We start from the raw sequence: 13,320 nt of genomic DNA on the forward strand, positions 1-13,320 counted from the left end.
CGAGCTCGAGGACGCGATCGACGTCGAGGACGACCATGAGCTGGCCGTCGAGACGGTGGACGCCGCCGGCGAGCTTGGCCATGCGGGGGTCGAGGTTGACGGGGTTCTCTTCCTTGCCGTCCTCGGGCAGGCGCAGCACCTCGCCGATCTGGTCGATCAAGAGGCCATAGGATTCGCCGCGCAGATCGACGCCGACCGCCATCGCCGTCTTGCCGTCCTCGTCCCTCGGCAGGCCGAGACGGGCGCGCATGTCGACCACGGTGACGATGCGGCCGCGCAGGTTCAGCACGCCCGAGATCTCGCGCGAGGACAAGGGAACGCGGGTGACGCGCTCGGGCATGAACACGTCCTGGACGCGGGAGATCGGCAGGCCGAACAGCTGGCCGCCGATCATCGCGGTGACGTATTCGACCATGGCGCCTTCGCCAATTTGCGTCTTCTTGCTCATTTCGGTGTCTCCTGGTCCCTGCCCTATGCCGCGGCCCGGCTCAGCTCGGAGGCGCCGGCGGCGCCCGCGGTCTGCTCCTTCAGCGCCGCGATCAGGCCGGGACGGTCGAACTTGGCGACATAGTCGTGGAAGCCGGCCTGACGGCCGCGCTCGATCGCGGCCGGCGACACCAGGGCGGACAGGCCGATGATCGGCATCGAGCCCAGATTGCTGTCGGAGCGGATCACTTCGGCGAACTCGAACCCGTTCATGTCGGGCATCTCGATGTCGGTCAGGACCACGTCGAAGCTCTGCGCACGCAGGGCAGCCAGGCCCTCCTGCGCGGTCGGCGCGGTGCGGACGCGGTAGCCGGCGGCCTTCAGCACCGGGGCCAGCATGTTGCGGAAGAAGGCACTGTCGTCGACCAGCAGCACCGACTGCGAATGCATCGACGGCTTCATCTCCTTGCGGGTGAACCAGTCGGCGAACGCCATGGGCAGGAAGTGGCCGACGTCGATCACCTCGGTGGCCTGGCCCTTGATCACGGCCGAGCCGAGGATGCCGGAAGCCGAGCCGCCGACCTCGATGTTGAGGCGCTCCTCGACGATGTCGATGATCTCGTCGACGACGAGGCCCATGGAGCGGCCGTCATCGGCGAACACCAGGATCGGCTGGGCGCCCTGGGAGGCGATGGTGACGCCGTCCATGGAGACGAGCGGCATCAGCTGCTCGCGGTACTGCACCATGTAGCGGCCGTTACTGAACTCGATCTTGTCGGCCGGGAGCTCTTCCAGGCGGGTGACGAGACCGAGCGGGACCGCCTTGGGCTGCGACGAGCCGGCGCGGAACACCAGCAGCGAGGTGGTCTGCTCGCCCGAGCCGATGTGATGGGCGCTGTTGTCGTCGGCCATGTCATGGGCCGAGGAGCCGGCGGCGCCGAGCGCCTTGGCAATGCCGTTGGGGTCGATGATCATGATGACAGCGCCATCGCCCAAAATGGTGTTGCCGGAGAACATGTCGATGTGACGCAGCTTGGTCGACATCGGCTTGACCACGATTTCTTCGGTGTGGAACACGCCGTCGACGACGATGCCGAAGGTCTGGCTGCCGACTTGCGTGACCACGATGAAGCCGTTCTCGGGATCGCTGGCCGCGCCGTCGTCGATCTTCAAGAGCTTCTTCAGGTGGATCAGCGGCAACAGCTTGTTGCGCAGGCGCAGCACCGCGGTGTCCTTGATGCGCTCGATGCGGTGCTCCGAGTTGGCGCGGGCCCGGACCAGCTCGACCACCGAGAGCTGCGGGATCGCAAAGCGGTCGCCGGCGGCTTCCACGATCAGGGCGGAGACGATCGCCAGCGTCAGCGGGATCTTGATGGTGACGGAGGAGCCTTCACCGGCCACCGACTTGATGTCGATGGTGCCGCCGATCTGGTCGATATTGGTGCGGACCACGTCCATGCCGACGCCGCGGCCCGAGACCGAGGTGATGGCGGCCGCGGTTGAGAAGCCCGGCGCGAAGATGAACTTGTGGATCTGGGCTTCGCTCATCTTCTCCAGCTCGGCCTCGGTGACGAGACCTGAAGAGAGCGCCTTGGCCTTGATCTTCTCGGTGTTGAGGCCACGGCCGTTGTCGGCGATGCAGATGATGATGTGGCCGCCCTCGTGATAGGCGGACAGGCGGATGGTGCCCTGCTCGCCCTTGCCGGCAGCGAGCCGCTCGGCGGGGGTTTCCAGGCCGTGATCGGCGGAGTTGCGCACCATGTGGGTGAGCGGGTCCTTGATCAGATCGAGCACCTGGCGGTCGAGCTCGGTGTCGGCGCCGTGCATCTCCAGCTCGATCTGCTTGCCGAGTTCGCTCGAGAGGTCGCGGACGATGCGGGGCAGCTTCTGCCAGGCATTGCCGATCGGCTGCATGCGCGTCTTCATGACGCCTTCCTGCAGCTCGGCGGTGACGTTGGAGAGGCGCTGCAACGGCACCTTGAACTCGGTGTCCTCGTTGCGGCGGGAGATCTCCAGCAGCTGGTTGCGGGTCAGCACCAGCTCGGAGACCATGGTCATCAGATGCTCCAGCGTATCCACGTTGACGCGGATCGACTGGTTGGCGATGCGCTCGCCCTCGCTCGCACTCTCGTCGGCCATCGACTTCTTCGGCGCGGCCTTCTCCTTGGGCGCCCTGGTGTCCTTCGGCGCTTCGGCGGCAGGAGCTGGCTCGGCCTTCGCTTCGGCCTTCACTTCGGCCTTGGCAACGGGCGCGGGCACCGGCGCTTCGATCGCGGTCTCGCGGAAGGCGCGCTCGAGCTCGTCGAGCGAGACCTCGCCCGGACGGAGCGGACGCTCCAGCGTCTGGTCGACCAGCGAGCCCGTGGTCATCTCCTTGGCGGGTGCGGGCGCAGCAGCAGGCGGCGCTTCCGGCACCAGCGGCGGGGCGTCAGCAACGGGAGCGGAGCCGCCAGCCGGCATCGGCTGCGCCGAGCCTGACATCGCGGCCATGCCCTGCTCGACCATCGCTTCCAGCTTGTCGATGAGATCGCGGTCGTTGCCTTCAGGCTCGGCTTCGGTCGCCTCCAAGCCGGCCAGGATCTCCTTGATGCGGTCGATCGAGGACAGGATCACCGTCACGGCCTGGCCGGTCACCGGCATGCCGTCGCGGAATTTGCCCATCAAGGTCTCGCCGGCATGCGCCAGCGCTTCCAGCCGCGGCAACCCGAGGAAGCCGCACGTGCCCTTGATGGTGTGGACCAGGCGGAAGATGTTATCCAGGATCTTGGCGTTGTTCGGCTCCTGCTCGAACTTCACCAGCTGATTGTCGACGGTGTCCAGGCTCTCGCTGGTCTCCGTCAGAAACTCCCGCAACAGATCATCCATGAAAACAGGCCTTCATACAGGGAGGGCGCGCACGAGACGTGATGCGCCAGATCGGAATGGGGCCAGCTTCACCGCAAAGCGTTTAATATTGGTTGAGTATGTGCAAAAGAACGGAACCAACAAAGAGATAAGGCGCTCCGGACAAGCCGAAGCGCCTCGTCAAGGATCGGTTAACTAAGGGCGCAGCGCGCGTTTACGAAGCGGTAACGATGACGGCTTCGCCCTCCAGCTTGAGCGTCACGCTGAGCCCGCAGGCCTGCGCCAACAGCCGCGTGTAATAAGGCTGGATCGCATGAGCATCGGCGGCCGGGCCGCGCTCGCCGCTCAAGAGCTCGGAGATGTTCTGCGGCAGGCGCGCGTTGTGCCCGGTCGCGGTGATGCGGAAGCTCATCGCCGCGCCCTCGCCGATCGGATCGACCGTCAGCAAGCCGCCGCGCGGGATCGTGTGCTGAGACACGACCAGCATATTCAGCAGCAGCTTGACGCGGTTCTTCGGCAGCAGCAGCCGCGGCAGATTCCATGTGATCGTGCACTTGCCGTCCTCGATGTGGCCCTTCGCCATGGTCTGGGCATCGCCGAGGTCGATCTGCGCGCCGGAGGAGCCGGCCGCGCCGAAGGCGAGACGGCAGAACTGCAGGCGGGCGGAGGCGGTCTTGGCACTCTTGCGGATCAGGTCGAGCGCGAATTCGCGGTCCTCGGGCTTGGGATCGTCATCGAGCACCTCAAGCCCATTGACGATGGCGCCGACCGGGCTGATGAGATCGTGACAGACCCGCGAGCACAAAAGGGCCGCGAGTTCGAGCATATCGGGAGCAGAAGCGGTAGCCGAAGACGGAGCGTCAGACATAGAGGGTTCCTGGAATTGCACGGCGCGGACGCGGCGAATCACGCATGGCCTGGACTGTCGCTGCGGGTTCTATCATTCGCCGGCCCGTGGCAGGAAGCTTGCGATAGGTTCGAAGCGGCCATAAGGGGACACGGGCGAATCACGTGAACAGAGGCAAACTTGCCGATGAATGAGGCATGCAGGTGAGGATCATCGACGGCGAGGCCGCTGGTAGGCTGATGGAGCCCCTGACCGCGCTGGTGGTGCAGGCTGGCGAGGCGATCCTGGCCGTCAACCGCTCCGCGATGCGGGTCGATGGCAAGCAGGACGGCTCGCCTGTCACCGAGGCCGACCTCGCCGCCGACCGAATCATTGCCGAGGGCCTCGCCCGGCTTGCGAACGACGTGCCGACGCTGTCGGAGGAGCGGACCCATCTCGCCTCGCCGCCGTTTCGCGGCAGCTTCTTCCTGATCGATCCGCTCGACGGCACCAAGGAATTCGTCGCCGGCCGCGACGAGTTCACCGTCAATCTCGCTCTGGTCACCGAGGGCGTGCCGCTGCTCGGCATCGTCAGCGCGCCCGCGCTCGGGGTGCTCTGGCGCGGCATCGTCGGGCGCGGCGCCGAGCGCGTGAGGTTCGACGGCACCACCGTCAGTGCCGCCCAGCCGATCCGGACCCGCAAGCTGCCCGGGCCTGGCGAGCCCTGGATCGCGGCGGTGAGCCGTTCGCATGGCGACCCCAAGAGCGAAGCCTTCATCGATAGCAGGCCCAACGCCGTCAGAAAGACCTGCGGCTCGGCCGTCAAGTTCGGCCGGATCGCGGAGGGCAGTGCCGACATCTACCCCCGCTTCGGGCCGACCTGCGAATGGGACGTCGGGGCGGGCTGCGCGGTGGTGACGGCCGCCGGCGGCAAGGTGACCGACGGCAAAGGCGGCGAGCTCCGGTTCGGCGAGCGCGGCAACACCGGCTTCATCATCCCCGACTTCGTCGCCTGGGGCGATGCCGAAGCGGTAACGACCTACTGACTGAGCTTGTCCTGCAGCGCCGGCCAGCGCTTGCCGACTTCATACAGGAATCGTTCGGGGTCGGCGGTGAAGGCGTCCCGATTGTCTTCCCGGCTGAACAGATAAAGCCGCTGCGCCGCGATCACGAAGAAGCGGGGATTGCCGGCGATCGTGACGCCGCGGGCGATGTCGACGGGATCATAGCCGCCGAATTGCGGGCCATAGATCTCGGGATGGGACAGGAACTCCGCCCGGTTGCCGTCGTTGCGGAAGCGCCAGACCGCGCCCCAGAGATTGGCCTCGAACTGCGCCGTCCCCTGCTCGGCTCCGCCGTCAACGAAATAGGCCACGGGGTCGAAGCCCTCGATGGCGACGCCGGAGAAGCGATTGACGACAATCCGCTCGGTGGTGGCGGCCTGTGCAGGTAACCCGGACAGGCCGAGCCAAATGCACGCCAGCAGGCAGACCAGACCGCCGATCAAGGCAGTTCCGGGGCGCAAAGGGCTATCTTCCTGCCGTTGTGCCGTCATAGTTGCTGCGGATAACATTCGAGTCGAGGGGTCATCCGGACCAACCTAGAGCCGTGCCTAATAGCATCAGGTTAAGGGAAGCGGACCGGGATCGATATCAGGGGTTCTTTTATGACTTTCGCATCACGCCTTGCCGCAGCGGCGCTCATCGCGCTGGCTGGCTGGACCGTGCCGGCTTCCGCCCAGACGGCCGCGCCGCCCCCGGACCTGCCACCACCGCAGCGGACCCCGACTCCCAATACCTATGGACCGGACGAGCTCGTCACCGCCGGCCATCGCTTCTTCGGCAATGTCTCGCGCGGGCTCGCCTCGATCATCGAGAAGGCGGTCAGCCAATGGGGCCTGCCGAACGGCTACATCCTCGGCGAAGAAGGCTCCGGCGCCTTCGTCGCTGGGCTGCGCTACGGCGAAGGCACACTCTACACCAAGAACGCCGGCGATTTGCGCGTTTACTGGCAGGGTCCCTCGCTCGGCTTCGACTGGGGCGGCGACGGCGCGCGCACCATGACGCTGGTCTATAACCTGCCCGCCACCAATGCGATCTACCAGCGCTTCGCCGGCATCGACGGCTCGGCCTATATCATCGGCGGCTTCGGCATGACGGCGCTCACCGCCAACAACATCGTGCTGGTGCCGATCCGCTCCGGCCTCGGCCTACGCCTCGGCGCCAATATCGGCTACCTCAAATACACGCCGCGGGCGACCTGGAACCCGTTCTAGGCTTCTCCCCCGATCCGGCTTCCGGATTCACGTTAACAACAGGGCAGGGCTGGCTTTTTGCCGGCCCGCCATGCATTGTCCTTGGTAAATTTTCCCTTGTCTGTTGGAGCTCTGACCCATGGTCGAACCGATCATGTACCTGGCGATCGGTTTCCTGCTGTCGATGCTGTGCGGGCTCGCCATCGTGCCGCTGGTGCATAACCGCGCGGTGCGCCTGACCACGCGCCGGCTCGAGGCGGCAACGCCGCTGTCGATGGCGGAGATCCAGGCCGACAAGGACCAGCTCCGCGCCGAGTTCGCCATGTCGGCGCGGCGGCTCGAGATGAGCGTCGAGCAGCTCAAGAACAAGACCACCAGCCAGCTCGCCGAGCTCGGCAAGAAGACCGACGCCATCAATCGCATGAAGATCGAGCTCGGCGAGAAGAACGCCACGATCTTCGCGCTCGAGGCGCGCGAGAAGGCGGTGAAGGAGCAGCTGCGCGCGACCGAGGAGGAATTCAACGCCAAGAGCGAAGCGCTGCGCGAGGCCGAGATCGCGCTGAGCAACAAGCAGGGCGAGCTCGCCAAGATCAACTCCGAACTGTCGGACCGCTCGATGATGGCGGAGAGCCGCCAGGTCGAGCTGGTCGCGGTGCGCGCGCAGATCGAGGAATTGAAGAACCGGGTCGGCGATGCCGAGAAGGAATTTGCCGCGACGCAGGCGCGCCTGGCGCAGGAGCGCAGCGAATCCGAAACCGTCTCGCGCGAGCTTGGCGAGGCCCGCGGCCGTGTCGAGAATCTGAGCCAGCGCGTCACCGAGCTCGATCGCCAGCTGATCGTGCAGGTCAAGGAAGCCGAGATGCTCTCGGGCCGCGTTGCCGACCTCGAAGGCCGCCTCGCCACGCAGGGCAAGCTGCTGGCCGAGCGCGAATACGAGAACAACCAGCTGCGCCAGACCAACGAGGGCGCCGAGCGCACCATCAAGGAGCTGCGGGTCGAGATCGCCGCACTGAGCGGCGGCAAATCATCGGCCGCGATGGAGACGCTGCGCGCCGAGAAGGCCGCGCTGGAAGAGCAGCTGCGCACCGCCCGCGACGAGCGCGCGAAACTGCAGCGCGACGTCAATGCGATCCAGCAGCAGGCCGAGAGCTCCTGGGCGACCGAGCGCATGGAGAACGCGCTTCTGCGCGAGCGCATCAACGACATCGCCGCCGAGGTCGCAAAACTCGCGATGCAGCTCGAGGGCCCGAACTCGCCGATCGAGGCGCTGCTGGCCGCCGAAGCCGGCCAGCCGCCGAAGCCCGCGCCGCGCCCGGCCAATGGCGTCGCCACCAATGGCGCAGCAAGCCCGCTGCCCGAAGGCGGTGGAACGCTGGCCGAGCGCATCCGTGCGCTCCAGGCCCATGCCTCCCGCGCCCGTCAGCAGGGCGCGTAAGCGGCCCAAAATCCGGCCGCGCCACCGAATTGTGGCACCATTGGAAGGTTTTCCGCCCCTAGGGCCGCCTGAAAACTTGACACTGATAGCCCGCACTTCTAAATCGCGGGCTCCGATGCGCCGGCCGGCCGAAAAGTCCGGCCGTCTGCATGATGGTCCCGGGCGCATAGCTCAGCGGGAGAGCGTTCCCTTCACACGGGAGAGGTCCAAGGTTCGATCCCTTGTGCGCCCACCATTAATCTCACAAATTCAAATATTTAGAGAGCCGCTTCCCTAGCCGCGTGCCCCGAAAACGCCGGGGCACAATCTGGGCACACCGCTATCGTGATCCGCATCGCCGGGCTTCCATCCGTCCGTAGAAAACGTTGGCCCGCACATCTCCGCGCAATGTTCCTCACGGCTGCAGCGCCTGACCGAAGGCGCCGAGCGCGCCGATCATCATGCGCCGCAGAAGAAGCCGATCCCCGAGCACAGGCCCATCATCACGATCAGGGTCTAACCGTTTTTCTCCTCGATCCGGTGCAGGCGCGCTCTTTTGGGGTATTTGCCATGAGCCCCGGACGGCTCGCGCGAGCCGCAGTGCGGACAGGCCGCGGTTGAAGACGAAACATCGCCGCCGGAGGCACAGCAGCTGATCAGTTCCCGTTGTTTGCATCGGCTTGTTATGCGCCGGCTTCGAGCCGCCTGGCCGGTGCGGCGCTATACGCAGTTTTTGAGACAGAGGCTGCCAACTGATGCGGCCTTATTTGCGCGGCGGTTCTGGCTGTCGCGAAGGCTCCTTCACCCGAGCGGGGGCGGTCGGCCGCAATGGCTCAGGAGCACGGCTTGGCTCCAGCACACGGCCATGCTCATGCCTCAGCCGAAGGTCCTGTGAGATCTACTCTAGTGATGGTTCTTCAGCCATGCGCCATGCGTTTCGGACGGAACCTCGACGTTCGAGCCGAGCTGCGTTGCTTCGCGCCGGTTGATCTTATCGAGGCGGATATGTGGGCCAGTGCGCACTGTTTGGGTGACGCTACCGTGGCGATGCGGGTTTCGACCTCAGCTTCCCATTCACCAAGGCGTACCTTCGCTTCGTGCTTGGGAGTGTCGGCCGCTAGTTTGAGATGGGCTTCGCGCTTGGTCCTGTAGAGCCGTTGGTAGTCCTCGCGAACGTCCTCGGGGATGCCTTTGCGAGCAAACCACCGACCATCAGCAGCTCTGTTCAAACCGAGCATACGCAATGCCATTTGTAGCGCCTTTTGTGTTTTAGGCGGCACAAATCCTGCTGGTCTATCAATAAGATGCTGAGAATGCGGAGTTATCCGCAACAGTGGTACAGTTGGGTGGGCTCGAACCACCGACCTCCTGATCGACACACGGGAGGTCCAAGGTTCGTGCCGCCAAGCGCCTGTCAGACCAGCGCACAAAACCGTAGTAAGGGAGTCACCGAGACAACGGAGCGCTATGTGTCACCAAGATTAGCGCACTTCGTTAGGCGAGCCTCGCCCGGCCCGGGATGTAGACCTGGGTGAGCTGCTGGTCGCCGGGAGCGGAGGCTTTTCCAATCCACTACTCGTGTGGCAAGGGGCCGTCGCCGATGCTCGGCGGTCCATCACGGCCAAACCGATCATCGATGTAGCGCCGTAGCGCCGCGGCGGCGTTCAGCATATGGGCCCGCATTCTGCGCGAGCCTGTATCGCCGTCCCCCTCCGCGATCGCCTGCATGATGGCGTCGTGCTCGTCGCGCGACTTGCGAATGCGATCGCCCTGCCGCAACTGGGTACGGCGGAATGCGCTGAGCCGTGCCCGGACATCCTGCGCCTGCTCGGCCATGAACGAGTTGTGCGTCGCGCTGTAGATGCATTCGTGGAAGGTCCGGTTGAAGGCATCATAGGCATCGACATCATTGGCTTCGACCATCGCGAGCGAGCTCTCGTGCAGCTCGATCAAATGACTGCGCTCCAGTGGTGTCATGCGGAAGGTCGCGAGGCGGACGCACATGGCTTCCACCTCGGCGCTGGTCTCGAACATGTCCATGATCCGCTCAGGTGTCATCCGCGCGACGACTACGCCGCGCCGGCCACGTACCTCGACAAGTCCGCTGACGACGAGCTGCCGGAGAGCTTCCCGCACCGGTGTACGGGATGCTCCGAAGCGATCGGCAAGCTGCTGCTCTTCCAAAGCCGAGCCGGCAACGAGCGCACCGGACGCAATCTCGTCGGTGAGCGCATTGCGGATGCGATCGGAGAGCAGTCCCCCATCGTCTTCCGCGCCGACTGCGACCTTCAGTATCTCCGCCATTCAGCCTCCCGTGATCGCACGCACCGCGAAGTAAAGGATCGAGGGGGCGACCAGGCACCCGAGCCCGGTGTGAAATGTCGCCGTCAGCGCACCATAGGGCACCAGACGCCGGTCCGTCGCCGCCAGCCCTCCGGACACGCCGCTCACCGTTCCCATCAAGCCCCCAAACACCATTGCACTGCGCGGATTGTTGAGGCCGATCATCTTCGCCACGAAGGGCGTACCGATCATGACGATCACCGCCTTGAATACACCGGTCGCGATCGAGAGCGCAATGACCGGCGAAGATGCGCCGATCGCGGCCCCCGTGACCGGCCCCACGATGTAGGTGACCGCGCCCGCGCCGATCGTCGTCAGCGAGATCGCATCGGTGTAGCCGAACACTGCGGCGACGAATACGCCGAGGATGAACGGCACGACCGTGCCCAATCCGAGCGCGACCGCACCGATCAATCCGGCCTTGCGCGCATGCACGACATCGACCTCGAAGGCAGTAGCGACGATGGCGAAGTCCCGCAGCATCGCGCCGCCCATCAGGCCGATCCCGGTCAACGCGGGCAGATCGGCGACGCCCTTTTCACCGCCGGTCGCGATGCCGCCGAAAAAGGCCAGCAGCAGCCCCAGCATGATCGCGATCGCCGAGCCGTGGATGCGTCCGAAGGTGAGATATTTCGAGATCGCTCCCGAGATCCACATCAGGATCCCGACGGCGGCGAAGGCGGTGATCAGCGAATTTGCAGCGAGAACATGAGAAATCATAGTCATGCGACCCTCCCGGACTTGAAGTGCGGCACGCTCGCCTCGAGCGCTTCCCGGGCCTCGATCTCGTCCATGGTCTCGACGCGGCCACTGAGCTTTCCGATCAGCGCCACCATCGCGAAACACACCGCGACCGCGCCGGCGCCGGCGATGATCACGATTGGACCGCCTTTTGCTGCGGCGACGACGTTCTGCTGCGCGGCCATGGCGACCACGATCGGAATGTAGAAGCTGCCCCAAAACTCGACGCCGGTCTTGAGGCCATGGCTGAGCAGCTTGTGCCGCACCAGCCAAAGCCGGGCAGCGATCAAGAACATCATCGCAATGCCGACGCCGCCGACATTGGCCCTCACACCGAGGGCGACGCCGAGAAGGTCGCCGAGCAGGCCCCCCAGCAGGGTGCAGATCGCGAGGAGCGCGACACCGGAAATGGTCACGGACGCCTCCCGCCTGCGGATGGAGCACGGGGCCCGGGAGTTGGGCGCTCTGTATGCATTCGCATCATAAATTCCCTCCTGTGTATGCGAATATCCCTCGCTTATGGCTACACGTATACGCCAATTGACAATTAAAGGCAATACGAATACATTCGGTACCTTCGAAGCTACTTCCCGCATGCCAAGGAGCCAAAATGAGCGATTGGGGTATGCAAAAGGCTGCCCTCGGTGAGCGGCGGGCTGCCGGCCGGCAGCACGCCAAAGGAAAGGTCGTCCCGATCCCGAACCTTCCCGCGTTGCTGGCGGCGGTGATCCGGTCGGGCGACCGGGTGTGCCTGGAGGGCGATAATCAGAAGCAGGCCGACATCCTCGCAACGGCGCTCGCGAACCTCGACCACCGGGATGTTCACGACCTGCACATGGTGCAGTCTGGCGTGGTGCTGCCATCCCATCTCGACATCTTCGAGAAAGGCATCGCGCGGCGGCTCGACTTCTCCTATTCGGGCCCGCAATCGGCGCGCATCGCGCGCATGCTGTTCGGCGGCAAGATCGAGCTCGGGGCCGTCCATACCTATCTCGAGCTGTTCGCGCGCTACTTCATCGACCTCACGCCGAACGTTGCGTTGATCGCGGCGGTCAGCGCCGACAAGGACGGCAATCTCTATACGGGACCGAACACCGAGGACACACCGACCGTCGTCGAGGCGACCAGCTACAAGAACGGTCTCGTCGTGGCGCAGGTCACCGAGATCGTCGACAAGGTGCCGCGCGTCGACATCCCCGGCGACCTCGTACATTTCGTGGTCGAGGCTAACAGGCCCTTTTATGTCGAGCCTCTCTTCACCCGCGATCCGGCCGCCATCACCGAGACCCAGATCCTGACGGCGATGCTGGCCATCAAGGGCATCTACGCGCCCTATGGCGTGCGCCGGCTCAATCACGGCATCGGCTTCAACACCGCCGCGATCGAACTGTTGCTGCCCACCTATGGCGAGAAGCTCGGGCTCAAGGGAAAGGTCTGCACGCACTTTGCGCTCAACCCGCATCCGACGATGATTCCGGCAATCGAATCCGGCTGGGTCGAGCAGATCCATTGCTTCGGCTCGGAAGTCGGCATGGAGGATTACGTCGCGGCGCGCTCCGACATCTTCTTCACCGGGCCCGACGGCTCGCTGCGCTCCAACCGCGCCTTCTGCCAGACCGCGGGCCTCTATGCCTGCGACATGTTCATCGGGTCGACGCTGCAGATCGATCTCGAAGGCCACAGCTCGACGGTGACGACCAGCCGTATCGCCGGATTCGGCGGCGCGCCCAACATGGGCTCCGATCCGCGCGGCCGCCGCCACCCGAGCGAACCCTGGCTCAAGGCCGGCGCCGAAGCCGCTCCTGATACCAACGCGGCGCTGCGTCGTGGCCGCAAGCTGGTGGTGCAGATCGGCGAGACCTTTGGCGAGCGCAACACGCCTTTGTTCGTCGAGCGTCTCGATGCGCTCGAGCTGGCGCACAAGCTCGACCTCGATCTGGCGCCGGTGATGGTCTACTCCGACGATGTCACCCACATCGTCACCGAGGAAGGCATCGCCAACCTCCTGATGTGCCGCAGCAAGGACGAGCGCGAGCAGGCGATCCGCGGCGTGGCCGGCTACACCGACATCGGTCGCGCGCGAGATGCGAAGCTGGTCGAACAGCTCCGGCAGCGCGGCGTGATCCAGCGCCCCGAGGATCTCGGCATCGATCCACTCGACGCCGACCGCAATCTGCTGGCGGCCCGCTCGATCAAGGACCTCATGCTGGCCTCCGGCGGCCTCTACCGCCCGCCGAGCCGCTTCCGCAACTGGTGAGATTTGCATGGAAAAGCTCAGCTTCAGACTGACTGCACCCAGATCCGCCGGCGGCACGCGCACGCAGGCCATCGTCGGCGTGGTCGCCTCCGGCAATCTCGAGGTGCTGCTGGAGCGCGGCCTTCCGCCTGACATCTGCACCATCGACATCGCAACGGCGGCCGATGGCTTTGGTACGGTGTGGGACGCCGTGGTCCGCGACTTCGTCGCCCGCC

At 65.2% G+C, this 13,320-nt stretch carries 12 protein-coding genes and 1 tRNA gene; 6 read left to right on the top strand and 7 right to left on the bottom strand.

The window, feature by feature from the left end; all coding sequences use genetic code 11:
- From AOQ71_RS17775 to chpT, 3 genes are all read right to left on the bottom strand, one after another.
- Positions 1-448 (bottom strand): chemotaxis protein CheW (locus AOQ71_RS17775; protein ID WP_057740849.1); only part of this gene is annotated, 448 nt, incomplete at its 3' end.
- Between the two features lie 23 nt (positions 449-471).
- Positions 472-3,291 (bottom strand): hybrid sensor histidine kinase/response regulator, encoded by a 2,820-nt coding sequence (locus AOQ71_RS17780; RefSeq protein WP_057740847.1) that lies wholly within the window; start codon positions 3,289-3,291, stop codon positions 472-474.
- A 193-nt stretch (positions 3,292-3,484) separates the two neighbouring features.
- Positions 3,485-4,138 carry a histidine phosphotransferase ChpT gene (chpT, locus tag AOQ71_RS17785; protein WP_057748559.1) on the bottom strand — a complete coding sequence of 218 codons (654 nt, stop codon included), beginning with the start codon at positions 4,136-4,138 and terminating at the stop codon, positions 3,485-3,487.
- A gap of 176 nt (positions 4,139-4,314) precedes the next feature.
- Between chpT and AOQ71_RS17790 the strand changes: the two genes are divergently transcribed.
- On the top strand, positions 4,315-5,142 hold the full coding sequence (locus tag AOQ71_RS17790) for a 3'(2'),5'-bisphosphate nucleotidase CysQ family protein (RefSeq protein WP_057748562.1): 828 nt from the start codon (positions 4,315-4,317) through the stop codon (positions 5,140-5,142).
- Here the strand turns inward: AOQ71_RS17790 and AOQ71_RS17795 are convergent.
- Positions 5,136-5,621 carry a YHS domain-containing (seleno)protein gene (locus AOQ71_RS17795; RefSeq protein WP_057748732.1) on the bottom strand — a complete coding sequence of 162 codons (486 nt, stop codon included), beginning with the start codon at positions 5,619-5,621 and terminating at the stop codon, positions 5,136-5,138. The genes AOQ71_RS17790 and AOQ71_RS17795 overlap by 7 nt on opposite strands.
- Before the next feature lie 141 nt (positions 5,622-5,762).
- Here AOQ71_RS17795 and AOQ71_RS17800 point away from each other — a divergent pair, with 141 nt between their 5' ends.
- The 3 genes from AOQ71_RS17800 (at position 5,763) to AOQ71_RS17810 (ending at position 8,020) form a co-directional block, all read left to right on the top strand.
- On the top strand, positions 5,763-6,371 hold the full coding sequence (locus tag AOQ71_RS17800) for a DUF1134 domain-containing protein (RefSeq protein WP_057748565.1): 609 nt from the start codon (positions 5,763-5,765) through the stop codon (positions 6,369-6,371).
- Between the two features lie 118 nt (positions 6,372-6,489).
- Positions 6,490-7,785 carry a coiled-coil domain-containing protein gene (locus tag AOQ71_RS17805; protein WP_057748568.1) on the top strand — a complete coding sequence of 432 codons (1,296 nt, stop codon included), beginning with the start codon at positions 6,490-6,492 and terminating at the stop codon, positions 7,783-7,785.
- A gap of 160 nt (positions 7,786-7,945) precedes the next feature.
- Positions 7,946-8,020, top strand: a tRNA-Val gene (locus AOQ71_RS17810).
- 1,316 nt (positions 8,021-9,336) lie between these two features.
- Here the strand turns inward: AOQ71_RS17810 and AOQ71_RS17815 are convergent.
- From AOQ71_RS17815 to madL, 3 genes are read right to left on the bottom strand one after another with little or no spacing between them, the layout of a single operon-like run.
- Positions 9,337-10,068 (bottom strand): GntR family transcriptional regulator, encoded by a 732-nt coding sequence (locus tag AOQ71_RS17815; RefSeq protein WP_057748571.1) that lies wholly within the window; start codon positions 10,066-10,068, stop codon positions 9,337-9,339.
- Positions 10,069-10,833 (bottom strand): malonate transporter subunit MadM, encoded by a 765-nt coding sequence (gene madM / locus AOQ71_RS17820; protein WP_057748574.1) that lies wholly within the window; start codon positions 10,831-10,833, stop codon positions 10,069-10,071.
- A complete protein-coding gene (madL, locus tag AOQ71_RS17825; protein WP_057748577.1) occupies positions 10,830-11,264 on the bottom strand; it encodes a malonate transporter subunit MadL in 435 nt (144 codons plus the stop codon). The genes madM and madL overlap by 4 nt, the downstream gene beginning before the upstream one ends.
- 194 nt (positions 11,265-11,458) lie before the next feature.
- Between madL and mdcA the strand changes: the two genes are divergently transcribed.
- Together mdcA and AOQ71_RS48045 are read left to right on the top strand one after the other, a co-directional pair.
- Complete coding sequence (gene mdcA, locus AOQ71_RS17830) at positions 11,459-13,105, top strand: malonate decarboxylase subunit alpha (protein WP_057748580.1); 1,647 nt, start codon at positions 11,459-11,461, stop codon at positions 13,103-13,105.
- Positions 13,106-13,112: 7 nt separating this feature from the next.
- A partial coding sequence (locus tag AOQ71_RS48045) for a malonate decarboxylase acyl carrier protein (protein ID WP_245316956.1) occupies positions 13,113-13,320 on the top strand: 208 nt, incomplete at its 3' end.

It is taken from the genome of Bradyrhizobium manausense, from assembly GCF_001440035.1.
Classification (GTDB): domain Bacteria; phylum Pseudomonadota; class Alphaproteobacteria; order Rhizobiales; family Xanthobacteraceae; genus Bradyrhizobium; species Bradyrhizobium manausense.

What these genes read in the sequence shown, in the direction of transcription:
- AOQ71_RS17805 (WP_057748568.1), top strand. Translation starts at nt 6,490, where the DNA reads ATGGTCGAACCGATCATGTACCTGGCGATCGGTTTCCTGCTGTCGATG.
- AOQ71_RS17800 (WP_057748565.1), top strand. Translation starts at nt 5,763, where the DNA reads ATGACTTTCGCATCACGCCTTGCCGCAGCGGCGCTCATCGCGCTGGCT.
- madM (WP_057748574.1), bottom strand. Translation starts at nt 10,833, where the DNA reads ATGACTATGATTTCTCATGTTCTCGCTGCAAATTCGCTGATCACCGCC.
- AOQ71_RS17815 (WP_057748571.1), bottom strand. Translation starts at nt 10,068, where the DNA reads ATGGCGGAGATACTGAAGGTCGCAGTCGGCGCGGAAGACGATGGGGGA.
- chpT (WP_057748559.1), bottom strand. Translation starts at nt 4,138, where the DNA reads ATGTCTGACGCTCCGTCTTCGGCTACCGCTTCTGCTCCCGATATGCTC.
- AOQ71_RS17790 (WP_057748562.1), top strand. Translation starts at nt 4,315, where the DNA reads ATGCAGGTGAGGATCATCGACGGCGAGGCCGCTGGTAGGCTGATGGAG.
- mdcA (WP_057748580.1), top strand. Translation starts at nt 11,459, where the DNA reads ATGAGCGATTGGGGTATGCAAAAGGCTGCCCTCGGTGAGCGGCGGGCT.
- AOQ71_RS17780 (WP_057740847.1), bottom strand. Translation starts at nt 3,291, where the DNA reads ATGGATGATCTGTTGCGGGAGTTTCTGACGGAGACCAGCGAGAGCCTG.